The sequence below is a fragment of the Sphaerimonospora mesophila genome (genome assembly GCF_001417795.1).
Taxonomy (GTDB): domain Bacteria; phylum Actinomycetota; class Actinomycetes; order Streptosporangiales; family Streptosporangiaceae; genus Sphaerimonospora; species Sphaerimonospora mesophila.
On record NZ_BCBX01000038.1, the window covers coordinates 80,432 to 106,999 of the forward strand.

At 71.1% G+C, this 26,568-nt stretch carries 25 protein-coding genes; 11 read left to right on the forward strand and 14 right to left on the reverse strand.

Annotated features, from left to right (window positions below; all coding sequences use genetic code 11):
• Nucleotides 1-26 precede the first annotated feature (26 nt).
• Together AP234_RS19470 and AP234_RS19475 are read right to left on the reverse strand one after the other, a co-directional pair.
• Complete coding sequence (locus tag AP234_RS19470; protein ID WP_152990514.1) at nt 27-812, reverse strand: class I SAM-dependent methyltransferase; 786 nt, start codon at nt 810-812, stop codon at nt 27-29.
• 78 nt (nt 813-890) lie between these two features.
• Nucleotides 891-3,251 (reverse strand): hypothetical protein, encoded by a 2,361-nt coding sequence (locus AP234_RS19475; RefSeq protein WP_152990515.1) that lies wholly within the window; start codon nt 3,249-3,251, stop codon nt 891-893.
• A gap of 339 nt (nt 3,252-3,590) precedes the next feature.
• On the opposite strand from AP234_RS19475, the gene AP234_RS19480 reads away from it, so the two are divergent.
• Genes AP234_RS19480 through AP234_RS36405 form a run of 5 tightly spaced genes read left to right on the forward strand, consistent with a single transcriptional unit; the run spans nt 3,591 to nt 9,260 of the window.
• On the forward strand, nt 3,591-4,790 hold the full coding sequence (locus tag AP234_RS19480) for a glycosyltransferase (RefSeq protein ID WP_235558257.1): 1,200 nt from the start codon (nt 3,591-3,593) through the stop codon (nt 4,788-4,790).
• On the forward strand, nt 4,787-5,806 hold the full coding sequence (locus tag AP234_RS19485) for an NAD-dependent epimerase/dehydratase family protein (protein WP_083502248.1): 1,020 nt from the start codon (nt 4,787-4,789) through the stop codon (nt 5,804-5,806). Before AP234_RS19480 ends, AP234_RS19485 begins: the two co-directional genes overlap by 4 nt.
• 48 nt (nt 5,807-5,854) lie before the next feature.
• A complete protein-coding gene (locus AP234_RS19490; protein ID WP_083502249.1) occupies nt 5,855-6,841 on the forward strand; it encodes an NAD-dependent epimerase/dehydratase family protein in 987 nt (328 codons plus the stop codon).
• A complete protein-coding gene (locus AP234_RS19495; protein WP_055481120.1) occupies nt 6,841-7,869 on the forward strand; it encodes a glycosyltransferase family 4 protein in 1,029 nt (342 codons plus the stop codon). The genes AP234_RS19490 and AP234_RS19495 overlap by 1 nt, the downstream gene beginning before the upstream one ends.
• Before the next feature lie 5 nt (nt 7,870-7,874).
• Nucleotides 7,875-9,260 (forward strand): polysaccharide biosynthesis tyrosine autokinase, encoded by a 1,386-nt coding sequence (locus AP234_RS36405; protein WP_055481121.1) that lies wholly within the window; start codon nt 7,875-7,877, stop codon nt 9,258-9,260.
• Here AP234_RS36405 and AP234_RS19505 read toward each other — a convergent pair.
• The 4 genes from AP234_RS19505 to AP234_RS19520 form a co-directional block, all read right to left on the reverse strand.
• Entirely contained in the window at nt 9,238-9,840 is a 603-nt protein-coding gene (locus AP234_RS19505; protein WP_055481122.1) for a low molecular weight phosphatase family protein, read from the reverse strand. The two genes, AP234_RS36405 and AP234_RS19505, sit on opposite strands and share 23 nt — an antisense overlap.
• A 52-nt stretch (nt 9,841-9,892) precedes the next feature.
• A complete protein-coding gene (locus AP234_RS19510; RefSeq protein WP_152990517.1) occupies nt 9,893-11,674 on the reverse strand; it encodes a DUF4012 domain-containing protein in 1,782 nt (593 codons plus the stop codon).
• Nucleotides 11,664-12,518, reverse strand: a complete 855-nt coding sequence (locus AP234_RS19515) for a hypothetical protein (RefSeq protein ID WP_055481124.1) — start codon at nt 12,516-12,518, stop codon at nt 11,664-11,666. The genes AP234_RS19510 and AP234_RS19515 overlap by 11 nt, the downstream gene beginning before the upstream one ends.
• 318 nt (nt 12,519-12,836) lie before the next feature.
• Complete coding sequence (locus tag AP234_RS19520; protein ID WP_055481125.1) at nt 12,837-13,901, reverse strand: hypothetical protein; 1,065 nt, start codon at nt 13,899-13,901, stop codon at nt 12,837-12,839.
• Between the two features lie 306 nt (nt 13,902-14,207).
• On the opposite strand from AP234_RS19520, the gene AP234_RS19525 reads away from it, so the two are divergent.
• Entirely contained in the window at nt 14,208-14,855 is a 648-nt protein-coding gene (locus tag AP234_RS19525; RefSeq protein ID WP_055481126.1) for a class E sortase, read from the forward strand.
• A 9-nt stretch (nt 14,856-14,864) separates the two neighbouring features.
• On the forward strand, nt 14,865-15,011 hold the full coding sequence (locus AP234_RS37680; protein WP_162842208.1) for a hypothetical protein: 147 nt from the start codon (nt 14,865-14,867) through the stop codon (nt 15,009-15,011).
• A 60-nt stretch (nt 15,012-15,071) separates the two neighbouring features.
• Here AP234_RS37680 and AP234_RS19530 read toward each other — a convergent pair whose 3' ends face one another.
• Nucleotides 15,072-16,292, reverse strand: coding sequence for an ABC transporter ATP-binding protein (locus AP234_RS19530; protein ID WP_055481127.1), 1,221 nt, complete (start codon nt 16,290-16,292; stop codon nt 15,072-15,074).
• A 115-nt stretch (nt 16,293-16,407) separates the two neighbouring features.
• On the opposite strand from AP234_RS19530, the gene AP234_RS19535 reads away from it, so the two are divergent.
• Nucleotides 16,408-17,412 carry a LacI family DNA-binding transcriptional regulator gene (locus tag AP234_RS19535; protein ID WP_055481128.1) on the forward strand — a complete coding sequence of 335 codons (1,005 nt, stop codon included), beginning with the start codon at nt 16,408-16,410 and terminating at the stop codon, nt 17,410-17,412.
• Nucleotides 17,413-17,583: 171 nt separating this feature from the next.
• On the opposite strand, the gene AP234_RS19540 is transcribed toward AP234_RS19535, so the two are convergent.
• Nucleotides 17,584-18,072, reverse strand: coding sequence for a glutathione peroxidase (locus AP234_RS19540; protein WP_055481129.1), 489 nt, complete (start codon nt 18,070-18,072; stop codon nt 17,584-17,586).
• Between the two features lie 271 nt (nt 18,073-18,343).
• On the opposite strand from AP234_RS19540, the gene AP234_RS39590 reads away from it, so the two are divergent.
• Entirely contained in the window at nt 18,344-18,865 is a 522-nt protein-coding gene (locus tag AP234_RS39590) for a transglycosylase SLT domain-containing protein (RefSeq protein WP_431998830.1), read from the forward strand.
• 17 nt (nt 18,866-18,882) lie between these two features.
• Here AP234_RS39590 and AP234_RS19550 read toward each other — a convergent pair whose 3' ends face one another.
• Nucleotides 18,883-19,578, reverse strand: coding sequence for a TetR/AcrR family transcriptional regulator C-terminal domain-containing protein (locus tag AP234_RS19550; protein WP_235558258.1), 696 nt, complete (start codon nt 19,576-19,578; stop codon nt 18,883-18,885).
• A 40-nt stretch (nt 19,579-19,618) separates the two neighbouring features.
• Between AP234_RS19550 and AP234_RS19555 the strand changes: the two genes are divergently transcribed.
• Nucleotides 19,619-20,734, forward strand: a complete 1,116-nt coding sequence (locus AP234_RS19555) for a ferritin-like domain-containing protein (protein WP_055481130.1) — start codon at nt 19,619-19,621, stop codon at nt 20,732-20,734.
• A gap of 297 nt (nt 20,735-21,031) precedes the next feature.
• Here the strand turns inward: AP234_RS19555 and AP234_RS19560 are convergent, their stop codons facing one another.
• From AP234_RS19560 to AP234_RS19570, 3 genes are read right to left on the reverse strand one after another with little or no spacing between them, the layout of a single operon-like run.
• Complete coding sequence (locus AP234_RS19560; protein WP_055481131.1) at nt 21,032-21,352, reverse strand: DUF202 domain-containing protein; 321 nt, start codon at nt 21,350-21,352, stop codon at nt 21,032-21,034.
• A 7-nt stretch (nt 21,353-21,359) separates the two neighbouring features.
• Entirely contained in the window at nt 21,360-21,695 is a 336-nt protein-coding gene (locus tag AP234_RS19565) for a DUF202 domain-containing protein (RefSeq protein ID WP_055481132.1), read from the reverse strand.
• Nucleotides 21,696-21,740: 45 nt separating this feature from the next.
• Nucleotides 21,741-22,613: a hypothetical protein gene (locus AP234_RS19570; RefSeq protein WP_055481133.1), complete on the reverse strand. Its 873-nt coding sequence runs from the start codon at nt 22,611-22,613 to the stop codon at nt 21,741-21,743.
• 124 nt (nt 22,614-22,737) lie between these two features.
• Here AP234_RS19570 and AP234_RS19575 point away from each other — a divergent pair, with 124 nt between their 5' ends.
• A complete protein-coding gene (locus tag AP234_RS19575) occupies nt 22,738-24,816 on the forward strand; it encodes an ATP-dependent DNA helicase (protein WP_083502251.1) in 2,079 nt (692 codons plus the stop codon).
• On the opposite strand, the gene AP234_RS19580 is transcribed toward AP234_RS19575, so the two are convergent.
• Nucleotides 24,794-25,624 (reverse strand): MOSC domain-containing protein, encoded by an 831-nt coding sequence (locus AP234_RS19580; protein ID WP_055481135.1) that lies wholly within the window; start codon nt 25,622-25,624, stop codon nt 24,794-24,796. The two genes, AP234_RS19575 and AP234_RS19580, sit on opposite strands and share 23 nt — an antisense overlap.
• A 134-nt stretch (nt 25,625-25,758) precedes the next feature.
• A complete protein-coding gene (locus tag AP234_RS19585; RefSeq protein ID WP_083502252.1) occupies nt 25,759-26,535 on the reverse strand; it encodes an SGNH/GDSL hydrolase family protein in 777 nt (258 codons plus the stop codon).
• Nucleotides 26,536-26,568 lie beyond the last annotated feature (33 nt).

Here is a 26,568-nt window from a genome sequence, read left to right on the forward strand (position 1 = left end):
CCCTCGGAAGGCGTCGCATCGGTCCACTAGCGGCACTCGACGGCCGGCAACCCCGGGCCCGTGACGCCGATGTACTTTCCCTCGTACGCGAAGACGCGGAAATGCGCCTGCCGCTCGGCGTGCTCCCGGAAGACCAGGTTGTCCTGGATGTCGTCCATGACGATGACGTGCCTGGCGGTCAGATGGGGCCGCACCCGCCGGAGGAAGAACTCCCGCCCGTCTCTGGTCTTGTCGGAGTCGTAGTGGACGAGGTCGACCATCGTGTCCGGGCGCAGGAACTCCTCGAGATTGCGCCGGTCACCCCTGATCCGCAGCGACCACCCGCTCTTCAGGTGGTCCGGCACGATATAGCCGATGTAGCGTTCCGGGTCGGGGAGCCGGAAGAACGGGAAATCGCTGGACATCAGCCGGCCCGTTCCGTTGGCCCGCATCGCGGCGAGCACCGCGGCGGAGGACCAGCCCGCCGCCACCCCCGTCTCCAGGGCGAGGGAGGGCCGGACGACCCTGGTCAGCAGGTAGAGCAGTTCGACGCCGCCGCCCCCGCCCAGGTCCACACCGGCCTCGGCGAGCGCCGCCAGGCGCGGGCGGGCCGACTCCGCGAGGGATCCGGCGAACCGGGCGCCCTCCCGCCACAGCACCGGATCGACTCCGTTCCCCCAGGCGTCCATGTCCTCGGCGTGTTTCTCGGCCCAGGCGCGGGCCGCGCTCCTTTCCCGGTCGTGTCCGCACGTCACCCGGGACCATATTTTCCGCGTCATCACCGGGAGATAGGCGGGACGGACGGCATTTCGAGCGACGACGCGAATATCCATGGTCGAATGTTATGTGCGGGATTCATTCACGATGCGGAGCGCAACTCAATATCTCGGAAAACAGCACGGCATGGAAATTCATGTAATTCGGTAGATCGCGTAGTCGCCGGAGCGGTACACCGGATTCGCCCATTCCCCGGCCCGCGGCCGCACCATTCCCGGCCGTTGCTCGAACACCAGCCACCGCACCCCGTAGCGGGCGTGCAGCAGCCGGATCGCCGCGGAGGCCGGGTCACGGAAGGCGGCGTCGTTGAGCCGTAGCCGTTCCGCGTCCCAGAACGGAAGCGTCTCGGTGCGCTGTCCCGGCCGCCAGCGGTCGTTGTTCGACGGGGTGTACGTCCAGCCCTCGACGAGCACCCGCCGCTCGGCGAGCGCGGCCAGCCACATGTGCAGGTGCTGGCAGGGATTCTCGTACCCCCACAGGCAGTGGGCGTTGGTCGCGACGACGTCGCCGGGGTCGGAGTGCGCGCGCAGCCACCGCGCCGCGCTCATCGCTCCGGCGGGCACGGCCGAGACCGGCACCGGGCTCCCGTCCGGGGCGGCGCCGCCCCCGGCGCCGCCGGAGGGGAGCACCCGCGCGGCCCAGGCGGAGGGCAGGCCCAGGGCGGTGACCATGAAGACCAGGAAAGCCCACAGACGGATCCGGCGCCATCCCCTTGCGGCGAGGACGACGGCGACCACGGCCACGGTCGCCCAAAGGGCGACGTACGGCAGGTAGAGCAGCGTGTCGGGAAGGCCGGGGGCCAGCGGGACCGTGACCCCGCACAGGTGCCGCACCAGCAGTTCGGCCAGCACCCCGGTCCCGATCGCCACGGCGGCCGTCCGGTAGGTCAACCGCGCCCGCCGGCGTACGACGGACAGCCCATGGACCGCGAGGATCACCAGGTAGGGGTAGCCCCCCGCCAGGAAGTAGATCTGGCTCATCTGGGAGTGTCCGAACACCAGCACGGCCCCGAGTCCCGCCAGGCCCATGCCGAGCATGAGCGGCACCGCCGGCCGTGCGAGCGACCGGGACCGGCCCACCAGCCCGAGGACGCCCGCCCAGATCGCCGTCCAGCACAGCAGGTACAGGACGGCCACCCCGAGCGAGGCGGAGATCCCGGCGTGCGCCTCCTCCTGGCCGGTCAGCTCGTGCCAGGTGAACCGCATGAGCGACAGCGGGTCCACGATGATCGCGTTGCGCGCGCCGCCGAACAGCACGAACTGCGCGTACAGCAGGCATGCCCCGGTCACGGCCGCGACGCCGACCAAGGCCGGGGAGAGCCGCCGGCGCCGGACGATCTCGGCCGCGCCGACCGCCGCCAGCCCGGCGGCGAGCAGCGGCAGCTGGGTGGCCTTGGCTCCCATGACCCCCACGAGGAAGACGCCGAGCAGCGACCAGTGCCGGGCGGCGGCGGTGCGGCGCTCCAGCAGCTCGATCACCAGCAGCACGACGGGCACGAGCAGGAGCGCGCCGAACGTCTGGGACGGGCTCGTCCACGACTGGATCCGCCAGGTGAACACACCGGTGTTCGGCCCGAGGTAAGGCTGCGGGGTCGCCATGAAGAACGTGCCGGCGAGGGCGGCCAGCGCCCCCGCCCGAGACCTGACGACGCGCCTGGCCACCATGGCCAGCAGGACGGCGAGCGCGGCCAGCACGGGCAGCATGCCGAGGCGGAACAGCAGCACCAGCGGCTCGATCCCGGTGATCCAGCTCGCGGCCGCGTAGTGCGCGTACACGAACCAGTGGTAGAGCAGCGGCTCGCCCGCGACGAGGGGGACCGTGGGCGGCACGTGGTTCTTCAGCTCGCCGATGAGGGCCAGGTGGAACGGCAGGTCCACGTTCGCCGTCGCCATCAGCGGCCAGGTGAGGGCGGTGTGCCGGAAGAACGTGGCCGCGCTCCAGGCGACCAGGCTCGCGACGATCAGCGCCAGCGCCCAGGACCACCACAGCGGCGCGGGCGTCCGCGACTCCCGCGCACCGCGTCCGCGCAGCCGGGGGAACGCGGCGACGGCAGCGTACGTCGCGGCCGGCCAGGCCAGCACGAGCAGCGGCGCCCCGGCGGCCCGGGCCGCGATGTAGCCGAGGACCTCCAGCACGTAGCCCAGCGCGACGCCCAGCGCGATCTCCTCGGCCAGCGTGCGCCGCCCCCGATAGAGGGCGCGGACCAGCAGCGTCCCCGGCAGGGCCACGCAGGCGACGGCATAGGCGCAGAAGAGGAGCAGGTCCCGGACGGAGACCCCGAAGTACAGCAGGACCGCGGCCGTGAACGCGGTCACCGTCGCCGCGGGCAGCCACGCCGACAGCCGGCCCGGACGGGACAAACGGTCGTACGCGCGAGGCCGCGGCCACCCCTCCGGCCCCGTCCCGGCCTGTCGCGTGCCGCCCTGGTCGGTCCTGCCCTGGTCAGTCCTGCCCTGCACTGTTCCGCACAGCGTGCCGGGCGATGTCTCGGCCATGGGGGCAAGCCTCGCGACCGCGCACGGAACGTTCCGGCTGCGACGCAGCGGCCCGGCGGAGTCCTTGCCACTCCTTTGTACGCCGGGGGCGCCCGGGACCGGCCGGAAAAGGCGGCGCCCACGGCCGATCGGCCCCTTTCCGATTCCCTCCGTCGCTTTACCTTTTTGCCGGAGGCGTACCGATCGGCCCGGATCATGCGTCGGTAGGGAATATGAAAAGGCTTCGTCGCCGCCGTGACGGTGGCAGCGAAAATCTCAAATCGCGGGTTAGCTTCTCCAACGTGAACAGGCCCATCACCGAGGAGCTCGTAAGTGAGACCGGACGGCCGTATTCGGGTCATGGAGATAATCGCGCGGATGAACGTCGGCGGCCCCGCGACGCAGATCATGGGACTGCTGGACGGACTGGACCGCGATGAGTTCGACCACCGTCTCTACGCCGGGGACGTCGACGAGGCGGAGGGAGACCATCTCCGGCTCCGGGGCGCCGCTCCGCCGGTTCACCGCGTCCCCGGCCTCGGCCGTTCCGTCAGGCCCGCCGACGACGCCCGCGCACTGCTGCGGCTGATCGGCGCCATGCGCGAGTTCCGGCCGCACATCGTGCACACCAGGACGGCCAAGGCCGGCGCGCTCGGCCGGACCGCCGCCCGTCTCGCCGGCGTCGGCTCCGCCCGGGTGCACGTGTTCCACGGACACCTGCTGCACGGCTACTTCTCGCCGCTCAAGCGCCGCCTGTACGTACGGACGGAGCGGCTCCTCGCCGCCATGTCCGACCGGCTGGTGACCGTCGGCACCGGGGTGCGCGACGACCTGCTCGCCGCCGGCATCGGCAGGCCGGAGCAGTACGTCGTGATCCCGCCCGGCGTCCGGATCGGCCCCGTGCCCGATCGGGAGACGGCCCGGCGCGCTCTTGGCCTCCCCCCGGAGGCGCCGGTCGTCGCCTTCGTCGGCCGGCTCACCCGGGTCAAGCGGCCCGACCGGTTCCTCGCCGTGGCGAGCGCGGTGCTCGACAGCGTGCCCGACTGCCGGTTCCTCATCTGCGGGGACGGCGAGCTGCGCGAGGAGGTGGAGCGCGGCGTCGGCGACGCCGGAGACTCCTACCGGCTGCTGGGCTGGCGGAAGGACGTCGAAACCGTCTACGCCGCCGCCGACGTGGCGCTGCTGACCTCCGACAACGAGGGCACGCCGCTGACGCTCGTGGAGGCCGGGATGGCGGGCACACCCGCGGTGGCGCCCCGGGTGGGCAGCGTCGGCGAGGTGGTCAGGGACGGGCGGACCGGACTGCTGGCCGCTCCCGACGCCGCGGAGCTCACCGCACACGTCCTGCGGCTGCTCGGCGATCGGCCGCTCGCCCGTCGCATGGGCGAGTCGGCCCGCCGGTGGACGACGGCGGCGTTCGGGGTGGAGCGGCTGGTCGCAGACACGGAGAACCTCTACCGGTCGCTGCACCGGCATTCAACACACGGGCCTTCATCGTACGGGGGTTCATGTCACCGCGGCCTGCGGCCGCGCCCGGAACGGGAGGAGAGCATCCGATGAAAGTCCTGGTGACGGGGGGTGCCGGGTTCATCGGCGGGAACGTGTGCCGCGCGCTGCTCGCACGGCCCGAGATCGAGCACGTCACCGTGCTGGACGATCTGTCCACCGGGGATCCGGCGAACCTCGCGGGTCTTCCCGTGGACCTGGTCGTGGGCACCATCCTCGACCCCGACCTGCTCGCCCGCCTGGTGACGGGCGTCAGCGCGGTGATCCACCTCGCGGCGCGGCCCTCGGTGCCCCGGTCCCTGGCCGACCCGCTGGCCTCGCACACGGTGAACGCCACCGGCACCCTGCACGTCCTCGAGGCGTGCCGGGCCACCCGGCCACAGGTGATCATGGCCTCGTCGTCGTCCGTCTACGGCGACAGCCCCGCCGAGCACAAGCACGAGGAACTGCCCACCCGGCCGCTCAGCCCGTACGGCGCGAGCAAGCTCGCCGGCGAGGCCTACACGCTGGCCTACTCGAAGAGCTTCGGCCTGCCGATCCTGCCGTTCCGTTTCTTCAACGTCTACGGCCCGCTGCAGCCGGCCGGTCACGCGTACGCCGCCGTCGTCCCGGCCTTCGTCTCCGCCGCGCTGCGCGGCCGGCCGGTGCCGATCCACGGCGACGGGCACCAGGCCCGCGACTTCACCTATGTGGGGTCGGTGACCGAGGTGCTCACCGACGCCGTGCTCCGCCGGGTGACGAGCGCCGCGCCGGTGAACCTCGCATTCGGCAACCGGATCTCCCTGCTGTCGCTGAAGGACACCCTCGCCGGTGTCCTCGGCCGTCCCGTCGAGGCGGCCTTCCTGCCGGCCAGGGCGGGCGACATCCGCGAGTCACGTGCCTCCTCGCGCCTGCTCCTCGACCTGTTCCCCGGCGTCCGTCCCGTGCCGCTGGAAGACGGGCTCCGCGCGACCGTCGCCTGGTTCGAGCAGACCACCGGGCTCGAGAAGGCCGCCGGACCGGTCACGCCCGAGCCGGTCCCGCCCGAGCCTGCGCTCACGCGGCCCCGCGTGGCCGCCCCGCATGTCTGACCCCGTTGATCCGCCGGCCCGGCCGGCCTCGATTCCTTGGAGAAGTCGGTGACTAACTCGCCACGGCGCACCTACCTGATCACAGGTGGCAGCGGCTTCATCGGATCCCATCTCGCCGACGCGCTGCTCGCGCGGGGCGACTCCGTCGTCGTCCTGGACAACCTGTCGACCGGGCGGCTGGCCAACCTCAGCCGGCACCCCCGCCTGCGGTTCGTGCACGGCTCGGTGCTCGACGAGCTGATGGTGGACGAGCTCGTCCACCAGTGCGACGCCGTCGTCCACCTCGCCGCCGCCGTCGGTGTGAAGCTGATCGTCGAGCAGCCGCTGCGCTCCCTGACGACGAACATCCGCGGCTCGGAGATCGTGATCGGGGCGGCCCACCGCTACCGGCGCAAGATCCTCATCGCGAGCACGAGTGAGATCTACGGGAAGAACTCCGGCGGGCCGCTCACCGAGACGTCCGACCGGATCCTGGGCAGCCCCGGCGTCGTCCGGTGGGCGTACAGCACGGCCAAGGCCGTCGACGAGATCCTGGCCAACGCCTACCACAGGGAGCGCGGCCTGCCCGCGATCATCGTCAGGTTGTTCAACACCGTGGGCCCCCGGCAGAGCCCGGCCTACGGCATGGTCATTCCGCGGCTCGTCAGGCAGGCGATCAGCGGGCTCCCGCTCACCGTCTTCGGCGACGGCACCCAGACCCGCTGCTTCGCCCACGTGCTGGACGTCGTGGCGGCCCTGGTCCGGCTGCTCGACCACGACGACGCCGTAGGCCAGACGTTCAACGTCGGCTGCAGCGACGAGGTGAGCATCCTGGAGCTGGCCAAACTGATCACGGAGCTGACCGGGAGCACGTCCGGGATCGAGCTGATCCCGTATGCCGAGGCGTACGGGACGGGGTTCGAGGACATGGAGCGCCGGGTGCCCGACATCGCCAAGATCCGCGAGCTCACCGGATGGTCGCCGGTGCGAACGCTCGACGACATCCTGGCGGAGACGATCGCCGAGGCCCGGGCCGAACTGGCGAACTCCCGGTGATGAACGGTTCCATCCTCCTCACCGCCACCGCCAGCGGCTTTCTCGTCGCCGCGGCCGCGACCCACGTGCTGCGCCGGGTCGCGCTGCACTGGGGACTCACCGACCGGCCCGGGGGACACAAGGCGCACCGGCGGCCCACTCCCTATCTGGGCGGTGTGGCCATCATGCTGGGCGCCGTCCTCCCCCCGGCCGCGCTCGCCGGTCTCGCCGACGCGCATGCCGCCGCGATCGTCATCGGCGCGCTGGCCGTGACCCTGCTCGGGCTGATCGACGACCTGCGGCCGCTCCGCCCGCTGACCCGGCTCGCCGTCGAGACGCCGGCGGCCGTCGGAGTGGTGCTGAGCGGGGTCCAGGTCACGCTCACCGGCGGCTGGCCGGACATCCCCATCACCGTGCTGTGGATCGTCGTCGTCACCAACTCCTTCAACCTTCTCGACAACATGGACGGGGCGCTCGGCGCCGTGACGGTGGTCAGCGCCACGCTCCTGGCGGCCGCGGCCTTCGTGTCCGCCCAGCCGGTGATCGGACTGCTCCTGGCCACCCTGCCCCTCGCCGCCCTGGGCTTCCTGCCGTACAACTGGGCGCCCGCGAAGATCTTCATGGGGGACGCGGGCTCGCTGTTCATCGGGTTCGTCCTCGCCTGTTCCGCGGCCCTGCTGGCCACGGGCGGGAACGCCGGCACCACGGTCGCGGGCCTGCTCCTGCCGACCTTCGTCGCCACCGTCGACACCGGGATCGTGCTGCTGTCGCGCAAGAGGGCGGGACGCCCGATCCTGCGCGGCGGGACCGACCATCTCTCCCACCGCCTGCGCAAGCTCGGCCTCAGCACGAGGCTCACGGCACTGGCACTCGCCGCCCTCGCGGCCGCCGCCGGGATGCTGCACCTCGTGATGACGCTGGGCTGGATCTCGCCGCTCGGCGCGTCGCTCATCGGGCTGGGGGCCGCCTGCGTCCTCATCGGCCTGCCGCAACGCGTCCGGGTCTACCCGTCGGCTCGGCCGCAGAGAACTCCTACCGGAAAGCGGTAAAGATCGTGGAACTGCTCTATTACGCGCAACTCGTCCGCAGGAACTGGCTGCTGCTCCTGCTCGCGCTGGGCGTCGGGGTGGGGAGCGCCCTCGTCGTGACCGCGAACACCCCGCCCAAGTACGTCGCGACGATCACGATGCTGGTCTCCGCCAACGACAGGGAGGACAGCGTCGCCGCCGCCCTCCAGGCGGGGGCGCTGTCCCAGCAGCGGGTGCAGTCGTACGCCGCCCTGCTGACCAGCCGCCGGGTCATCGGCCAGATCGCGCACGGCGCGGACATCCCGACCCTTCAGGCGAACGTCATGGCCGAGACCATTCCCAACACCACGCTCCTGCGCACCACCGTCACCGACACCGACGCGCGCCGGGCCGCCGGCCGGGCCAACGCGCTGGGCGCCACGTTCGCCAAACTGATCGACCAGATCGAGCGGCCCTCCCCCGGCGCCCGCCCGACGGTCCGGGTCACCGTGGTCGACCGGGCGGAGACACCGCGTGAGCAGGTCTCGCCCCGGCCGCTGCTCAACGTGGCGCTCGGCGCCCTGCTCGCGCTGTTCGCCGCCATCGTCGGACTCGTGCTGCGCGATCGCCTGGACACGACCGTCAAGACGTCGGAGGCCCTGCAGCAGCTCACCAAGAGCTCGATCCTCGGGATCATCGGCTTCGAGCGGGACGCGCGGCAGCATCCGCTGATCGTCCGCGGCGACAGCCGGTCGTCGCGATCGGAGTCCTTCCGGTCCCTGCGGACGAATCTTCAGTTCATCGGGGTGGACAGGCAGCCGAAGTCGCTCGTCGTGACCAGCTGTCTGCCGAGCGAGGGCAAGTCCTCCACCTCCGCCAACCTGGCGATCGCGCTGGCGCAGGCGGACTGGCGGGTGCTCCTGGTCGACGCCGATCTGCGCCGCTCCCGCATCGCCGACTACCTCGGCATCGAGGGCGGGGTCGGCCTCACCGACGTCCTGATCGGCCGGGCCAGGCTGGAGGAGGTCATCCAGACGTGGGGCCGGCCGGGCCTGTCGGTGCTGCCGAGCGGACAGGTCCCGCCCAACCCCAGCGAACTGCTCGGCTCGCAGGGAATGCGCTCGGTGCTCGACCGCCTGACGCGCGACTACGACATCGTGATCTTCGACGCGCCGCCGCTGCTGCCCGTCACCGACGCGGCCGCGCTCGGCGCGATCTGCGACGGCGCGCTGCTCGTCGTGCGGTACGGCAAGACACGGCGCGAGCAGGTGACGCGCGCCCAGGAGCTGCTGATGTCGGCCGGTGTCCGCCTCATCGGGAGCGTCCTGAACTTCGCCCCGGCCAGGCACGGCGCCTACTACGGCTACGGGTACGGCTACGGCCCCGAGGAGGAGCCCGCCGCAGAGACGGTCAGGGCGCCGGCGAGCGTATGATCGGCGCGTTCGCGACCGGCGCGGCCGTGAGCAGCCCGAGCGGCGCGGCGAGCGACTCCGCGATTCGCCGCGCCGCCATCCGGTAGGCCCGGCGGGACCGGCCGTAGGGGTCGGCGATGTCGGGCCGCTCCGATCGGACCAGTCCGCGCAGCGACCTCGCCTCGGCGACCAGGGCGGCGGCCCGCCGCACGGGGTCGGGGTGGCACACGACGTTCTCGGCGGGGACGGCCCGGGCCAGCGCGCCGAACTCAGCGATCGTGAACGTACGCGCCGCCGCGGGCGGATGCAGCGCCACCACCTCGGCACGGTGCTCGGACGCGGCCGCGAGCACCAGATCGGCGGTGACCACCAGTTCGGCGGTGAGCGGACGCGAGACGAAGCCTTCGGCCTCTCCGCCGAGCCGGGCCAACTCGCGCCGCGCCCGCTCGGCCATCGGCCGTCCCCGGACCGCATGGGTGCCCGCGCTGGTCGCGACGAGCGGGGAGCCCGGCCCGAGCGCGGACCTGGCCAGCCGCTCGGCCAGCGCCGACCTGCAGATGTTGCCGGTGCACACGAACAGAATGTGAAAGCCGCCGTCCATGGGCGCCAAGGTAGGCGGCTCTGGACGGGCCGCCCCCATGGCACGCCGTCCTTTACGGTGAGGAGGCGCAGTTCTGGCCTTCCTGCCGGATCACGGTCTGCTGGGGCCGGACGAGCGGCTGCACCGGGACGACCGGCGACGCCGCCGAGTAGGGCTCGACCAGGTCGAACTCGAGCGTCCTCGCCTGCCGCGGGGCGAACTCCAGCACCGTCGAGTAGACGGGATGCGACAGCTCCGTTTCGGCGTAGTAGCCGACGGGACGACCGTCGAGGCGTGCCGCGGTCGCCCTGGTGCCGATTCCCGCGTAAAGGGACACCCACAACCGGTTGGAACCGGGCCTGTGCCGACTCCGCGGCGCGTCGAGCCGGCCGGTGACGTAGGTGGGCAGTCGCCCGGGCGGCACGTCGTTGACGAGCCGGATCCGCACCGTGCTGGTGCGTCGGCCGTCACCCCGGCAGGGGCCGAGCGTGTAGGTCAAGGAACGCTTGAGGTAGTAGTCGAGCTTGGTCCCGCCCGAGTTGTTGATCACCAGGGCGGCGAAGGGGCCGGGCCGCCGTGGCAGTGTTCCGCCGAGCGGGGTGGCGGCGAGGCGCCGTTCCTCGTCGTCCCTTCTGCTCCAGACCTGGATCCTCCGCTCGTCCACCAGCCGCGACAGCACGGGCAGCACCCGCGCGGGATCGGCGGCGGCCTTGGCGTCGACCAGCGCCTCGCTGACGGCGGCGGCGATTTCGATGAGGTACCTCTTGCGCTCCGCCGGATTCGGATATCGGGCGTACGACGTGCGCTCGGTGAGATCGACGACGTTGGCCGCCGTCACCGTCTCGCCTCCGGGCAGCCTGACCGGTCCGATCAACTGCAGCAGGTGGGCGAGGCCGACCGGGTCGGTGGCGATGGCGCCGTCCAGCGATCGACCGGTCTTCCGCTCCCACAGGCCGGTCCAGGTGGCCGCGGCGTACGGAAAATGCGGCGAAAGGTTGGAGACGGAGAGCAGGGAGGTCGCGCCCCGGCCGTAGCGCGAGGTGAAGGCCGGCCCGAAGTCGGCGACGGGGGTCGAGCTGGACGCGAGCCCGTTGTTGGCCGACAGCCGCTCGATGCCGAGCCTGCCGTGATCGGCCGTCAGGATGCCGAACGCGCCGACCAGTCCCCCGGTGCCGCGTGCCTCGGCGTTGGTCTGGAATGCCAGGAAGTATCGGCGCGGGCCGTCGCGGCCCAGCATCGGAGGCAGAAGCGTGGCGGCGTCCGCGCCCGCGCGCACCCAGCCGCTCAGCCGGTCGACCTCACGCAGCATCGTGCCGCGCGCCCGGTCCAGGTCGGGCACACCGGTGTGCTCGGGCGTTCCGGCCACCAGCGTCCGCACAGCGGCGATCCGCGTGACGGCACGGTCCAGGGCCGGCGCCACGGCGTCGAGGCCGGCCAGGATCGGCCGCAGGTCGCCCACGCCGGTGGAACGCGTCCCGGCCTCGATCAGCGGGGTGCCGGCGCGTTGGATTTCGGACAGCACATCGGTGAGCTGCGCGGCGGCCGCTGCCAGCCCGCGGGTGGTCGTGGCTCCCTCGCCCACGACCGGAACATGGGTGAACAGCCGCCACTCCGGGCGGTCGGTGAGCCGCCGAGCCTCTTCCGCGTGTCGCCGGGCGTCCGCGAGCACCCCCGCCACGGCCGGGGCGGACTCGAGGTCCGCCGTGCGGAGCCGGAGCAGGGCGTCCCGGGCCGCCTCGAGATGCTCTCGCGTGCTGAACGCGAGATGCGCCGACCAGCCCCCGGCCAGCATGAGGCCGAGGGCTAGCGACGGCAGGCCGATGACTACGACCCGGCGACTCCTCCTACTGCGCACCGGAAGAGCGGCGGCGCCGTACGGAGGCCAGCATGCAGCCGACGGCCGCGGTCAGCAGGCCCAGCCCGGCGGCGGCGATCCCCATCGGTGCGCCGGTGAACGGCAGCCGGCCCGCGCTGACCGGCGCCATCCCGCCGACCGGCCCGCCGGCCTGCGGAGGCATGGCCCCCATCGGAGCGCCCATCGGAGCGCCCATCGGGCCGTCCATCGGCATGTCCTCCGGCCCGGCGGCCTCCTCCTCGGCGAACTCGTCCGGCGCCTCTTCCTCGCCTTCCGACTCCTCGGACTCCTCCGGCTCGGCCTCGTCGTCGGCGGTCATGTCATCCCACGGTCCCGCCGCCTGGGCGTCCGCCAGACCCGCCTGGACCGGGCCCGCCTCTGTGACGCCCGGCTGGCCCTGGACCGGTCCCATGGGAGCGGCCCCGTCCTGTCCCACGGGCGCGATGATGGGGGTGGTCTGGCTGGTGGTCCCCTGCGGGGCCGTGTTGCCGCCCGTTCCCGGGCCCATGCCCATCCCCGGCCACATGTTCGGCATGAACTGCCCGAAACCGCCCTGGGGAAACCACATCGGATTGCCCACGTTGACCGCGTTGCCTGGGTTACCCAGAACGGCCGGAGTCGTCTGGTTGGCCGGGATCTGGTCGACCACGACCGGATTGGTCTGCGCCTGCTCGACCCGCGTCGGGTCGGACTGGAACTGGGTGGCCGGCGCGACGACCTGCTCGGCCGGCTCCACGAAGGCCCCGATGGGCGCGGCGGGGACCGGCGGGTAGGCCCCGTTCTCCCGTACCAGCACGCCCGACGGCGACGAGCCGGTCGCCGCCGCCGCGATTCCCCCCGTCATCAATGTGAGTCCGCCGGCGGCCGTGACCGCCAGCAGAATGGGTATCGTATTCTTCCTTGCCACTTGGACCCCCGATAACCGTCGTTCAGGTCATAGGGCAGTTCGCCCGAAATGTCGGCGACCTGTTCACCCCTCGACAGTTATATGCGTCCGGCCCATGAGCGGCCCCGACCCGCCGCACGATGCTTACCGAGAGATCGGTGAGCGTTCCCGGTTAATTGACGATCGGACCCCGCCGGTTCCCACCCCGGCCCCCGGTCGGCGATCCGCCGAGGGCCGGGACGGGGACCCGTTTCACGTCCTGTTCAACGGCCTATTTCACGGCCTGCCGGCCTGCTTCGCGGCGGAACGGCGGCGCCGTACGGAGACCATGGTCGCGCCGAAACCGGCGGCGAGCAGGCCCGCTCCGGCGAGCGCGATCCCCGCAGGAGCACCCGTGAACGGCAACACTCCGGAGACACGACCGAACGGCCCGACGTCCCCCGGGTCGGCGGCCTGCGGCGGTGTGGAGATCTCCTCGGGAGTGTTCTCCTCGTCCGGTGTCCGCGCTCCCGGGTCGACGGGACCGCCGGGGGCCGTCTGCTGTCCCGGCCCGCCCGGCGCCCCACCCGGCTGTCCGGGCTGTCCTGGCTGTTGCTGTCCCGGCTGTCCGGGAGCGTTGCCGACCGGCATTCCGCCGCCGGTGCCCGGGAGCGCGACGACGGGAGCGGCCTGGCCGGAGCCTTGCGGCGCCGTTCCCCCGACCGGCCCGGCTCCCCCGACCGGCGCGGTTCCGACGACCGGCCCCGTACCTCCGGCCGGCCCCCTTCCGCCGAGCGACGCCGTGCCCCCGAGCGACGCCGCCGCTTCGATGGGCGACCGGGGCCCGCCGAGCGGAACGACCCGCGTGGAACCGTCCTCCTGCGGCGTCTCGCTGTCGGCGCGCGCGGGGATGTCCGCTTCGCCCGGGGCGACCCGCGCTGCCCTGCCCGTCTCCGCGGTCGGCTCCGCTGGGGCGATCTCGTTGATCCCGCTGGTCGCGGTCGCGTTCGTGCCGTCGCCCCTGTCGTCGCAGCGGTCGGCCGCCGCGCGTGCCGCCCGGGCGCCGGAGTCGCTGCCGCAGTCGGCGGCCCGCTTCACCCGGTTCTCCTGGTTCTCCCGGCAGGCGGGGCGTTGCGGACAGACGCGGTCGAGGCGTTCGGCCCCGCAGGCCACGCGCTTGTGCCGAGGCGTGAACACCCCGAGCGAGGCGGCGAGGATCGGCCGGGCGGAGCCCGGGTTCTCCCGTACCGCGGCCTTCGGCGGCGGACAGGTCTCCGCCGCCGCACTGGCGCTGCTCCCCAGCGCCAGACCGCCTGCGGCCGTCAGCGCGAGAAGAATAGGTCCCGCATGCTTTCGTGTCACCTGGACTCCCAGTAACTGTTGTTCAGGTCTGTACGGCATTTGCTCTGGTTCGGCGCCGTGTTTGCCAGCCAACAGTTATATTGGGTCCGGGCCGTGACGTGTCCCTTGGATACGCGTTGCTTACCGAATCATCGGCTACCGTTCCCGGTTCGTTGACGTTCGGCCCTCGTTTCGGCCATCTCGACGAGCCGAAGGAATGCGGCCGATCTCGGCGGCGCCAAAGAATTCGCCAATTCCCGTCGAACCTCCGCCGTCTTTCACGCGGCACGGCGATACTCGATCTGTGCTCACCGACCTGACTTCGCCATGAGAACCCTGCGAGCCATCGGCGAGCTCGGCGTCGCCGTCGGGCTGGTCCTGCTGCTGTTCTACGCGTACCTGCTCTGGGGCACCGACTCCTATACCGAAGGGCAGCAGCGCGCGCTGCAGCGTCAGCTCGACCAGGTGTTCGGCCAGGAGCTCGGCCACGGGTCCGCACACGGAAAGACCGGAAAACAGCCGATAGGAAAGATCAGACTCGGACATGCCCTGGCGCTGCTGCGCATCCCACGGCTGGGTGCCGATTACAAATACGCCATAGTGGAGGGCGTCGGCCCGGAGGAGTTGCGCAAGGGGCCCGGACATTATCCAGGAACGGCACTGCCCGGACAGATAGGCAATTTCGTGATATCCGGACATAGGACCACGTACGCCGCGCCGTTCAAGAAAATCGATGAGCTACGGCGGGGCGACGAAATCGTGGTGGACGCGGCGGAAGCGCGCTATACCTACCGTGTCGACCGCAAGGAAATCGTCGACCCGACCGATCTGGCCGTCATCGACCCCGTGCCCCGGCATCCCTCCCGGCGGCCGTCGAAGGCGGTGATCACGATGACCACCTGTCATCCGGAGTATTCCGCCCGGCAGCGTCTGATCGTGTACGGAGTGCTCGCGAAACGCGAGGAGCGTACGTAGGGAGTCGGCATGTACGGATTCATCTGGCGCAGGCTGCCCGGCGGCACCGCGGCCAGGGTGGTCGCATCGCTGCTGCTGATCGGCTCCGTGGCGGCGCTGCTGTGGTACGTCGTGTTCCCCTGGTTGACGCCGCTGCTGCCGCTCGACGCGATCTGAGAAACCGCCGACCCGGCCCGAAACCGGACCGGGTCGGCGTGCGGGGGTCGGCGTGAAGGGTCAGCGGCCGACGTTGGCCTCGTGGCCGATCGCCAGGCCGGAGTCGACGTCGAAAAAGTGCAGGTTGTGCGTGTCGACGACCAGCTCGATCTCCTGGCCGGGCCGGACGTGGCTGCGGGCGTTGACGCGCGCGGTCCACAGCGACTTGTTGCCGCTCAGCGGCAGCGTGGTCTCCTCCTCGTCGCCGTCGTGCTGGGCGGCCATGGTGTCCTTGTGCTCGACCGGCGGAGCGTCGATCGTGAACAGCACGTTGATCTCCGAACCCAGCTCCTCGGTGACGTTGGCACGCACCGGGACGCGCACCCAGCCGCCGATGCTGCCGTTGGCCGCCCCGGAGTCCTCGAAGTCCGACGGACGGATGCCGAGGATGATCTTCTTGCCGAGGTAGCGGTCGAGGCCCGGCTTCTCGGCGAACGTCGAGTCGGGGACGGGCAGCCGGTAGCCGGCGAAGACGACCGCGGTCCCGCCGTTGTCGCGGACCAGGTCGGCGTAGGCGAAGTTCATGGCCGGGGAGCCCATGAAGCCCGCGACGAACAGGTTGACCGGGTTGTCGAACAGGTTCTGCGGGGTGTCGACCTGCTGCAGCACGCCGTCGCGCAGGACGCAGACGCGGTCGCCGAGGGTCATGGCCTCGACCTGGTCGTGGGTCACGTAGACGGTGGTGACGCCCAGGCTCTCGTGGAGCTGGTTGAGGGAGGCACGCATGGAGACGCGGAGCTTGGCGTCCAGGTTGGACAGCGGCTCGTCCATGAGGAAGGCCTGCGGCTCGCGGACGATGGCGCGACCCATCGCGACACGCTGGCGCTGACCACCGGACAGCGCGGCCGGCTTGCGCTTGAGGTACTGCTCCAGGCCGAGCATCTTGGCGGCCTCGCCGACCCGCTTCTGGATCTCCGGCTTGGACATCTTGCGCAGCTTGAGGCCGAAGGCGAGGTTCTCCTCGACCGTCATGTGGGGGTAGAGCGCGTAGTTCTGGAAGACCATCGCGATGTCGCGGTCCTTCGGCGGCAGGTGGTTGACCACCCGGTCACCGATCACGATCTCGCCGCCGCTGATGTCCTCAAGACCGGCGATCATACGCAGCGCGGTGGACTTGCCACACCCGGAGGGGCCGACCAGCACCATGAATTCGCCGTCCCGGATCTCGAGGTTGAGGCCGTTGACGGCCTTCACCCCACCCGCGTAGATCTTGTCGACGCTGTTCAGAACGATTGATGCCATACCGGTCCCCTCGATACGGGTGATGTGGATACGTTTTCACAACTGTCCCGCGAAACCCCGACCAGTGTCAAGATATCGATTGATTTGGTCATGAAACTATGATGGAATCGTTTCCATGAACGGTCCAATGCAGCGCCGTACGACGATCAAGGATGTGGCGGAGGCGGCGGGTGTCGGCGTCGCGACGGTGTCCCGCGTCCTGTCGGGCGGCTCGGCGAGCGCACAGACGCGCGAGCGTGTGCTGGCCGCCGCCGCTCGGCTCGACTACCACCCCAGCGCGCTCGGGCGGAACCTGCGACGGCAGCGGACGGGCGGCATCGGCCTGCTGATCCCGGACATCACCGACGCCTTCTACGCCAGGCTCACCGACGGCGTGCTGTCATGCGCCCGCTCCTACGGCGAGCCGGTCACGGTGGGCGTCACCGGCGACGACCCCGAGCGGGAGGCCGAGCTGATCGGCGCGCTGATCGAGCAGAGCATGGACCGGGTGATCGCCGTTCCGTCGCGTGACGAGGAGACGGCCGGAGAGATCTGGGCGCCGGCGCTGCGTGCCAGGCTGAACGTCGTCTTCGTCGACCGCCGGGGCCGGCCCGACGTGCCCAGCGTCGTCGCCGACGACGCGGCGGGGGTGCTGACCGCGATGGAGTACCTCATCGGCCTCGGCCACAAGAAGATCGCGTTCCTGACGCGGCACGGGCAGTCGCAGCGGGTGACCGCCTTCACCGAGGCGCTGGCCTCACTCGGCGTCCCGGCCGACCGTGGCCTCGTCGTGCACGCGCGGGCCAGCCGCGACTCGGCGTACGCCGCGGCCGCCGGGCTGCTGCAGAACCGTCCCGACGTCACCGCGCTCCTGGCCGGGGGCAACGTCCTCGGGGAGGCGGCCGTGCTGGCCGCGCGCGAGCTCGACGTGCGGATCCCCAAGGACGTGTCGCTGATCATGTTCGACGACGTGCCGTGGGCGGAGCTGTGCTCTCCCCCGCTGACCGTGGTCGCCCGGCCGGCGCAGGACCTCGGCTACCGCGCTGCCGAGCTCGCGCTGCGGCAGGGGCGTCGCCCTCGTACGGTCGCCCTGCCCACAGAACTGGTCGTACGGGCCAGCTGCGGCCCCCGGTTGCGTTGAGCACCGCCCAGACCGGGCCCGACGCTCCCGGACCGGTCGAACGGACACCGTTGAGGAAGCCCTCGAGCGGCGAGGTCGCTTGCGCCGGGAGGAGGCTCCGGTCCGCTGCCGGCCCAGCCGAGCGGGGCCCGGACATACGGTCCTCGCCCCCTGCCCCCGACTGACGACCCCTTAGGCGAGGACCTTCTCGATCGCCTCGACGATCTCCGGGGCCTCCGGCTCGACACGCGGGCGGAACCGCGCGGCGACCTCGCCGTCCGCCGTGACGAGGAACTTCTCGAAGTTCCACTGGATGTCGCCGGCCTCGCCCGAGGCGTCGGGGACCTCCGTGAGCGCGGTGTAGAGCGGGTGCCTGCCCGGACCGTTGACCTCCGTCTTCTCCAGCAGCGGAAAGTCGACGCCGTAGGTCGTGGAGCAGAACTCCTTGATCTCTTCGGCGGAGCCGGGCTCCTGGCCCATGAACTGGTTGCAGGGCACGCCGACCACCGTGAGGCCGCGCTGCTCGTACGTCTGCCGCAGCCGGACAAGACCGGCGTACTGGGGCGTCAGCCCGCACCGCGACGCCACGTTGACCACCAGGGCGGCGCGGCCGCCGAGCAGGTCTCCGAGCGTGGTCGGCTCGCCGTCCAATGTGTTCACGGGGATATCGAGGATGCTCATGCCGTGACTCTAACCGCGCCCCGCACGAGGGTCTGCGGAGGGGGCGAGATCGGCAAAGAATCGCCAGCGGCGGCCCGGTGCCGTGGGCCCTGGGGCGCCCACCCGTATTTCAATCCGGGCTGAGGACCCGTCGCGGCGCCCACCGGAAACACAGATCCGGTGCGGCCGAGCGGACGGCCGTGCCCACGCCATGGGTGCGGCACCGTACGGCGGGCACGGCGCCCGTCGCCGCCGCCCGCCCTCCGTGCGCGACCTGACGACAAGGAGCGATTTGGACAGCAGTGAGAACGCGCACAGGGGCGGAAACGCACAACGTGCCGCGGTGACCGCCGTGATCGCCTTCGCCGTCGCCGGCTTCGTGAACTGCTCGCCCGCCTGGGCGAAGAAGCCGGTCCCCCCGGAGACCCACCCGCCCTCGGCGGCCAGGGTGGGAGTGTGGCGGACCCAGGCCAAGGCGGACACCCGCAAGGCCCGCAGGCAGGCCCCCGCCAAGGAGCGCAGCAAGGCCTACGCCTTCCGGCTCGTGACCCGGCGCTCCTGGCCGGGTACCGAGTTCCAGTGTCTGGACAGTCTGTGGACCAGGGAGAGCAACTGGAACCACCGGGCGCAGAACTCGCGCTCAGGCGCCTACGGAATCCCCCAGGCGCTGCCCGGCCGGAAGATGCGCTCAGCCGCGCACGACTGGCGGGACAACCCGCAGACACAGATCAAATGGGGGCTGCGTTACATCGAGGACAGGTACGGCTCGCCATGCGGAGCCTGGGGCCACTTCCGGTCCCACAACTGGTACTGAGATCCCCCGACCGGGGACTAACGCCGATGCGGCCCTTCGCGCCCGGCGGCCTGCTCCGCCCGTACGGCCATCGCCTGGACGAGCAACTCCAGGCCGAAGTCGAACTCCTCTTCGTGATCGCAGGCCATCAGATCCGGTGCGAACTCGCCGACCAGCGGGAACAGAGCCGGGTCCACCTCCGCCACGGCGACGTCGGGCCGCACCGGCGCGAACGTCGGGGTCACCCCCACCTCGCGCAGCAGGGAGCCGACGATGTAGGCGATGAACACGCGCAGCATCCGCACCGCCTGCCTGCCGTCGAAGCCGGCGTCGCGCAGGGTGGCCAGGGCGCGTTCGACCGGCAGCAACCCGGCCGTCGATCTGAGCTGGCGGCTCACCACGACCATGGTGCAGCGGGGAAAGTCGTGGGCGATCTGCCGGAACGCCCTGGCCTGCATCCGGACCCGGTCCGTCCAGTGCGCCGAAGGGTCGTCGGTGAACTCGATCCGCGACAGCACGGTCTCGGCCACCGCGTCGAGCAGCGCCGACTTGTTCGGGACATGGTTGTACAGGGACATCACCCCGACGCCCAGCTCCGCGGCGATCCGGCGCATGGACACCGCGTCGGCGCCCTCGCGTTCGATGAGGGAGATGGCGGCGGCGACGATCCTGTCCCGGCTGAGCATGACCAGGTCCTCCCGCGCCCGTTGACGTACGTACAGCGTACGTGACACGCTCAAAAGTACACGTACGGTGTACGTCTAGGAGGCTCCCGTGTCGACCCACGAGCTCTACACGATCCCCGCCGAGCTCTCCACCTGGGATGTGGAGATGTCCGGCGCGGCCCGCTTCACCTGGGAGTACGACGAGGGCCGTGATCGCATGCTCGCCCTCTACCAGAAGGGCAAGGACAAGCAGTGGGACTCGGTCAAACGGATCGACTGGGACCTCGAGGTCGATCCGTACGACATCCTCGGCTTCCCCGACCAGACGATAGCGATCTACGGCACCCCGCTGTGGGAGCGGATGGACGAGAAGCAGCGCCGTGAGGTGCGCAGGCACACCGCGGTCTGGCAGTTCTCCCAGTTCCTGCACGGCGAGCAGGGAGCGATGATCTGCTCGGCCCGCATCGTCGAGTCGGCGCCCGACCTGGACTCGAAGTTCTACGCGGCCACCCAGACGATGGACGAGGCGCGGCACGCCGAGACGTACGCGCGGTTCCTGCAGGAGAAGGTCGGGCTCGCCTATCCGATCAACAAGCACCTGAAGGCGCTGCTGGACAGCACGCTCAGCGACTCCCGGTGGGACATGCCCTACCTCGGCATGCAGGTGCTGATCGAGGGGCTGGCGCTGGCGGCCTTCGGCGTGATGCGCGACATCACGACCAAGCCGCTGCCCAAGCAGATCCTGGCGTACGTGATGCAGGACGAGGCGCGGCACGTCGCCTTCGGCCGGATGGCCCTGCGCGACTACTACCGGAGCCTGTCGGAGGCCGAACTGCGCGAGCGTGAGGACTTCGTCATCGAGGGCTGCTACCTCATGCGCGACCGCCTGCGCGGCAAGGAGACCTGGGAGACCCTCGGCCTGTCCAGGCAGGAGGTCGCCGAGGCCATGGGGTACGTCGACCAGTCAGAGTATCTCCGTCTGTTCCGGTCGCTGCTGTTCAGCCGCATCGTGCCGTGCGTGAAGGACATCGGGCTGTGGAGCCCCCGGCTGCAGCAGGCCTACGCCGACATGGGGGTGCTGGACATGGCCGGGCAGAGCCTCGACGCGCTGATGAGACAGGACGAGGAGATCGCGGAGAAGCTGGACGCCGAACGCTTCGCCGCCGAGGAGGCCGAGCGGCATGCCGAGGTCGCCGAGACCATCGCAGCGGCCGAGGACGGCTAGCCGTTCTCGTGCCCCACGATCCGATCACCCCCCTCCAATCCCGTGATCTTGCGAATGCTCGCATACAGGTGCCACACGCCGGCACTTCACGTGGATTGATCTTGCACTTTCTCGCAGACCTACCCTGTGAACAGCGAAAACACCATTCGTGATCTTTCACCCAACACTGCAAGATCAGCCAACGCGTAGATGCAGGTCAGCCGACTCGCCTGCGAGAAACTGCAAGATCAGCGCATTGATCTATGCAGGTCAGGCTACCGCTTTGCACGAATTCGCAAGATCACGGGGAGGTACGGCTCAGGCCGCCACGGCGATCACCAGGGCCAGCGCGCCGGCCACCAGCGCCAGCGTGCCGAGCCAGGCCAGCCGGGCGTCCGCTGTGACGTCGAGGGGGTGACCGTCGCGCAGCGCCCGCTCCACGCGGCGGAACCGGACGCCCGTGCGGAGCAGCAGCACCGCGCCGATGAGCGCCGCCAGCGCGAAGGGCGCCGCGATCCAGGCGGGAGCGCCGTGGCTCAGCGCCACCCCCGCCGAACCCAGCGCACCGGCGGCCAGCAGCGCGGCCGTACGGACCCAGGCCAGCCGGGTGCGCTCACTCTGCAGGCCCTTGTCGACCACCGGCGAGTCACCTGTTCAGAAAGACGAACACGAGCGCAAGCACCGCCACTGCCGCCACGCCGTACCCCAGGAGGGGGGCGAGCGCGGGCGGCGGGAGCGGCTCGTCACGGCGCAGTGCCACCTGGATGCGCCGCCACCGGGGATAGGCGGAGCCGGCGGCGACGGCCGCCAGCAGCACCAGCACGACGGCCAGCGGAATGCGTACCCAGGAGCCGAAGACGTTCTCCGGCGCCACCGCCAGGCCGATGCCTCCCGCGCACAGTGCGAGGGAGGTGCTCAGCCAGGTGAGAAACGTGCGTTCGTTGGCCAGTGTGAAGCGGGGATCGGGCTCGTTCCCTTCCATGGGACTCAGGCTAGTTCCGCCGCATTCCCCCTGGATTTAGCGGGGTTAGCGCCCCCAGTCGTCCTCGTGCGGCCGGCCGTGCTGTGGCTGGGCGTTTCGCTGCTGCTCGTCCGGGCGCAGGCGCTCGCCGGTGGTGTACATCGGATCCGGGACGTACGGCCGGACCGCGCCGAGGCCGAGAGGGTCGTTGGGATCCACGTCGGGCTCGGGAGCGGGGGCGGCGACCAGGCGATCCTGGGTGGCCGCCCCTCGGGCGACGAGCACGTCGTTGGACGCGGGCGGGGGAATCGGCGGCCGCGCGTACTGACCAGTGCCCGGATAGTCCGGATAGTCCTGGTACGGCGCGGCGTCCTGGTAGGCGGTGTGGTCTTGGTAAGGCTGGTCGTGGTACGCGGCCTGCCCCTGGTAGGCCGCTTGATCGTGATGACCGGGCTGGTCCTGGTACGCCGCGTGATCCTGGTAGCCCTGATCCTGATAGGCGACCTGGTCCTGGTAACCCGGGTCCTGGTAACCCGGGTCCTGATAGCCCTGGTCGGGGTAACCCTGGTCCTGGTACGCCGCGTGATCCTGGTAGCCCTGATCCTGATAGGCGACCTGATCCTGGTAACCCTCGTGTGGCGGCGCGTACCCCTCGGACCCCGGAGTCTGTGGGATCTGGGGGCCGGGGAACGGACCCGTCACGGGGTCGTCGGCGTCCTCGCCCTCGTGGCCGCCGACCTCGGCGAGCCCTTCGTCGAGGGTGTCGATCAGACGGTCCACGTCGGCCATCGGCATCCGGAAACTCGCGGTGCACATCTCGCCTCGCCAGAGGCTCAGCACCAGCGTGCCCTCGTGCCAGGTGACCCGGAGCACGCGGTCCTGACCTCGGGCGTCGAAGAACACCTCACCGAACGATGGCAGCGGGACAACTTCTGACATGGCAGACATAGTGCCTTTACCTGGCCTTATCCGTCCACTCGACCTCTATAGATCACCACTGATCTCGTAAGCGTGCGAATTCAGTGTGCCATGCCGACCGAGGGCGGGTTTCTGGAACGTCAGGATGCGCCCACTCGGTCACGGAGCGATTGTCGGCGACAGGAGGTACGGTTCTCCCGTGCCCAAAGAGCTTCCACCCGTCGAAGAGCTGCTCACCGCCGTGGTGACCGCGCTCGGGGGGACCGAGCGCCCCGGGCAGGTCAAGATGGCCCAGGCCGTACGGCAGGCCGTCGAGGACGGCGAGCACCTCGCGGTGCAGGCGGGCACCGGCACCGGCAAGTCCCTGGCCTACCTGGTGCCCGCGATCAGGCATGCCGCCGAGACGGGCGACGCGGTCGTGGTCTCGACCGCGACGATCGCGCTGCAGCGCCAACTGGTGGACCGTGACCTGCCCAGGCTCGCCGACGCGCTCGCGGACCGCCTGCCACACCGTCCGGAGTTCGCCATCCTGAAGGGCCGCCGCAACTACCTGTGCCGGCACAAGATGAGCGCCGACGTCCCGGACGACGAGGACGACCAGCTCTTCGACCCGCGCGAGGTCAGCGCGACCGGACGGATGGTGCAGCGCATCCTGGAGTGGGCGAACGAGACCGAGACCGGCGACCGCGACGAGCTGGTGCCCGGGGTGAGCGACCAGGCGTGGCGGCAGTTCTCGGTGAGCGCCAGGGAGTGTCTGGGCGCCCAGCGCTGCCCCAGCGGCGCCGACTGCTTCGCCGAGCTGGCGCGCGAGCGCGCGGGTGAGGCCGACGTCGTGGTGACCAACCACGCGCTGCTGGCCATCGACGCCATGGAGGACTTCTCGGTCCTGCCCGACCACGACGTGGTGGTCGTGGACGAGGCGCACGAGCTCGTCGACCGGGTCACCTCGGTGGTCACCGGCGAGCTGTCGGAGAACGGTGTGGCCCTGGCCGCCCGCCGGGTGGGCAGGCTCATCGAGCAGGGGCTGGCCGACCGCCTCCAGGAGGCGGGAGAGGACCTGCGCGCCCTGCTCGCCGTGGCCCCGCCGGGCCGGATCGACGACCTGCCCCGGTCGCTCGGCGCGACCCTCGCGCTGGTGCGCGACGCGGCGGCCGCGTGCCGTACGGCCCTCGGCTCACGAGGGAAGGAAGACCAGGAGGCGGCGGCGCGCAAGGCGGCGTCCGGCATGCTCGACGAGATCCACGACACGGCGCAGCGGATGCTCGACGCGTTCGGGCCGCCGTCCCGGGACGACGCGGGAGACGACTCCGGCGGCGACCCCGGGGACCGCGCTCCCGAGGTCGACCGGGCCGAGGTCGTCTGGCTCGATCCCGCCCACGAGCACGGGCGCGGCCGCATCCCGCCGACCCTGCGCGTGGCGCCGCTGTCGGTCGGCGGCATGCTGCGCGACAAGCTGTTCGGCGAGCGTACGGTGATCTTGACAAGTGCCACGCTCGCGCTCGGCGGCACGTTCGACGGGCTGGCCCGCCAGTGGGGTCTCGGCGCCGACGACTGGACCGGGCTCGACGTCGGCTCGCCGTTCGATCACCCGCACCGGGGCATCCTCTACGTCGCCAAGCACCTTCCGCAGCCGGGTCGCGACGGGCTCCCTGAGGCGTACCTCACTGAGATCACCGAGCTGATCGAGGCGGCGGGGGGACGCACGCTCGGGCTGTTCTCCTCCATGCGGGCCGCCAAGGCCGCCACCGAGGCCCTGCGCGAGCGCCTGGAGGTGCCGCTGCTGTGCCAGGGGGACGACTCCACGTCACAGCTGGTGAAGCAGTTCTCCGCCGATCCCGCGACCTGCCTGTTCGGCACGCTGTCGCTGTGGCAGGGCGTCGACGTGCCGGGTCCGTCGCTCTCGCTCGTCGTCATCGACCGGATCCCGTTCCCGCGGCCCGACGACCCGCTGACCTCCGCGCGGCAGCGGCACGTCGCCGCGAAGGGCGGCAACGGCTTCATGACCGTCGCGGCCACCCATGCCGCGCTGCTCCTGGCTCAGGGGGCCGGCCGGTTGCTCCGGTCGATGGACGACCGGGGGGTCGTCGCCGTGCTCGACCCCAGGCTGGCGACCGCGCGGTACAGCGGGTTCCTGCTGAACTCGCTGCCGCCGTTCTGGCGTACCACCGACCCGGTCAAGGTCCGCGAGGCCCTGCGCCGCCTCAGCTCCGGCGCAGGGGCGTGACGGGGTCGCCGAGGGAGATCGTGCCGGTGGCGCGGGGCACGAGGCGGACGCCGAACCAGGTCTTGCCGTCCCATCTGCGGTGTCGCGCCAGCGTGCGGAGCGGCTCCTTGCCCTTCACGGCGGTGGCGGGGTCGATCGTGGTGACGGCGCAGCGGTCGCAGAGCTCCGACACGCGAAAGTCGATCTCGCCGATGCGCACCTCCGTCCAGCGGTCCTCCTCGTACGGCTCGGCGCCGTCCACCATCACGCTGGGGCGGAACCGAGCCATGTCGAGCGGCTGAGGTGCCTCCTCGCCCCGCTCTGCGGCGCTCTCCGCGATCCACTGATCGAGCTGTTTCAGCGACGAGAGGGAGGTGAGCAGCAGCGGCGCGCTGGAGGCGAAGGTGAGCGTGTCACCGGGCAGGCCACCGTGGCGGGGGCTGATCGACCGGCGGCGCGGGTCGTCCAGCCAGACGAGACGCGCGGGCCGGCCCAGCAGCCGGGTGAACCAGTCATGGGCCTCCGGGGCCGCGAGCATCGCGCGATCGAGACCTCTGAAGCCGACGGGAACCGGCTCTCCCAAGGTCGCGGGCGGGACGGTCAGATCCGGCATTCCCGGTGCCGTGAGCGCCAGACCGCCGTCGTCGAGGTTGCCGGGCACCACGGTGAGTCTTCTCGGAAACTCCCCGAGCCACAGGTCTTCGCCGTCCTCGTCGACCACGGCCCAGCGGCGATCCCCCGCGAACCCCCAGGGCTCGAGCATCGCACTGTCTCGCGGTATCCCAGAAGCTGACTTCAGCGGATATATACGGATCCCGGCGATATGCACGATCGCATTTTAAGTCGCCGCTGCAAGATCACGGAAGGGATTTCCGCTGGCCGGGGCGCACGAGTGCACGAAACTGCAAGATCACGAAAGGGGTTTGGGCAGGTCGGAGGGCATCCGTGCGAGCAACTGCAAGATCACGCGGGGGGTGGGGGGAGGGGGGTGAGATCCGGGCGCTTGGGGTCGAGGCCGTCGCCGGAGGACCGGCCGCGGATCCGGCGGCCGATCCACGGGCCGAGGTGCTCCCTGAGCCAGCGCGCGTCCTCCCGGCGCTTTGCCCGGGGGTCCACCTGCTCGCGCGGGGGCCAGGTCTTGCGCCAGTCGTCGGCGATCGGCACGCCCAGCACGTCGAGCACCTTCGCCGCGACCAGCCGGTGCCCCTCGGCGTTCATGTGCAGCCGGTCCTCGCTCCACGCCCGCCAGTCCCGCAGCCCCTGCATCGACCACTGGTCGACCAGGCGGCAGCCGTACAGGTCGGAGATCGAGCGGACGTGCAGATAGAAGACGGCGAACTTGCCGCGTGCCCGGCGCATGATCGGCGTGTCGCGCGGATCGACCCCGGTGAACAGCACCACGTCGGCACCGGTGGCGCGCAGGTCGCGTACGGCGGCGGCCAGCTTCTTGGCCATCCGGTCGGGATCGCTGCCCGGCCGGAGCAGGTCGTTGCCGCCCGCGCACAGGCTGACCAGATCGGGCGCCAACCGGACGGCCCTGGGCACCTGATCCTCGACGATCTGGTCGAGCAGTTTGCCGCGGACCGCCAGGTTGGCGTACCGGAAGCCCGGCTCGATCCGGGCGAGCCGCTCGGCCACCCGATCGGCCCATCCCCGAAACCCCGACGTCCCGTTGAGACCGGGGTCGTTCAGCCCCTCGGTGAAGCTGTCGCCGACCGCGACGTACGACCTGTAACCCATTGACTCCGCCCTGACCATCGCCTCGCCGTTACG

What these genes read in the sequence shown, in the direction of transcription:
- AP234_RS19470 (WP_152990514.1), bottom strand. Translation starts at nt 812, where the DNA reads ATGGATATTCGCGTCGTCGCTCGAAATGCCGTCCGTCCCGCCTATCTC.
- AP234_RS19475 (WP_152990515.1), bottom strand. Translation starts at nt 3,251, where the DNA reads ATGGCCGAGACATCGCCCGGCACGCTGTGCGGAACAGTGCAGGGCAGG.
- AP234_RS19480 (WP_235558257.1), top strand. Translation starts at nt 3,591, where the DNA reads ATGGAGATAATCGCGCGGATGAACGTCGGCGGCCCCGCGACGCAGATC.
- AP234_RS19485 (WP_083502248.1), top strand. Translation starts at nt 4,787, where the DNA reads ATGAAAGTCCTGGTGACGGGGGGTGCCGGGTTCATCGGCGGGAACGTG.
- AP234_RS19495 (WP_055481120.1), top strand. Translation starts at nt 6,841, where the DNA reads ATGAACGGTTCCATCCTCCTCACCGCCACCGCCAGCGGCTTTCTCGTC.
- AP234_RS19505 (WP_055481122.1), bottom strand. Translation starts at nt 9,840, where the DNA reads ATGGACGGCGGCTTTCACATTCTGTTCGTGTGCACCGGCAACATCTGC.
- AP234_RS19515 (WP_055481124.1), bottom strand. Translation starts at nt 12,518, where the DNA reads ATGACGGGGGGAATCGCGGCGGCGGCGACCGGCTCGTCGCCGTCGGGC.
- AP234_RS19525 (WP_055481126.1), top strand. Translation starts at nt 14,208, where the DNA reads ATGAGAACCCTGCGAGCCATCGGCGAGCTCGGCGTCGCCGTCGGGCTG.
- AP234_RS37680 (WP_162842208.1), top strand. Translation starts at nt 14,865, where the DNA reads ATGTACGGATTCATCTGGCGCAGGCTGCCCGGCGGCACCGCGGCCAGG.
- AP234_RS19530 (WP_055481127.1), bottom strand. Translation starts at nt 16,292, where the DNA reads ATGGCATCAATCGTTCTGAACAGCGTCGACAAGATCTACGCGGGTGGG.
- AP234_RS19535 (WP_055481128.1), top strand. Translation starts at nt 16,408, where the DNA reads ATGAACGGTCCAATGCAGCGCCGTACGACGATCAAGGATGTGGCGGAG.
- AP234_RS19540 (WP_055481129.1), bottom strand. Translation starts at nt 18,072, where the DNA reads ATGAGCATCCTCGATATCCCCGTGAACACATTGGACGGCGAGCCGACC.
- AP234_RS19565 (WP_055481132.1), bottom strand. Translation starts at nt 21,695, where the DNA reads ATGGAAGGGAACGAGCCCGATCCCCGCTTCACACTGGCCAACGAACGC.
- AP234_RS19570 (WP_055481133.1), bottom strand. Translation starts at nt 22,613, where the DNA reads ATGTCAGAAGTTGTCCCGCTGCCATCGTTCGGTGAGGTGTTCTTCGAC.
- AP234_RS19575 (WP_083502251.1), top strand. Translation starts at nt 22,738, where the DNA reads ATGCGCCCACTCGGTCACGGAGCGATTGTCGGCGACAGGAGGTACGGT.
- AP234_RS19585 (WP_083502252.1), bottom strand. Translation starts at nt 26,535, where the DNA reads ATGGGTTACAGGTCGTACGTCGCGGTCGGCGACAGCTTCACCGAGGGG.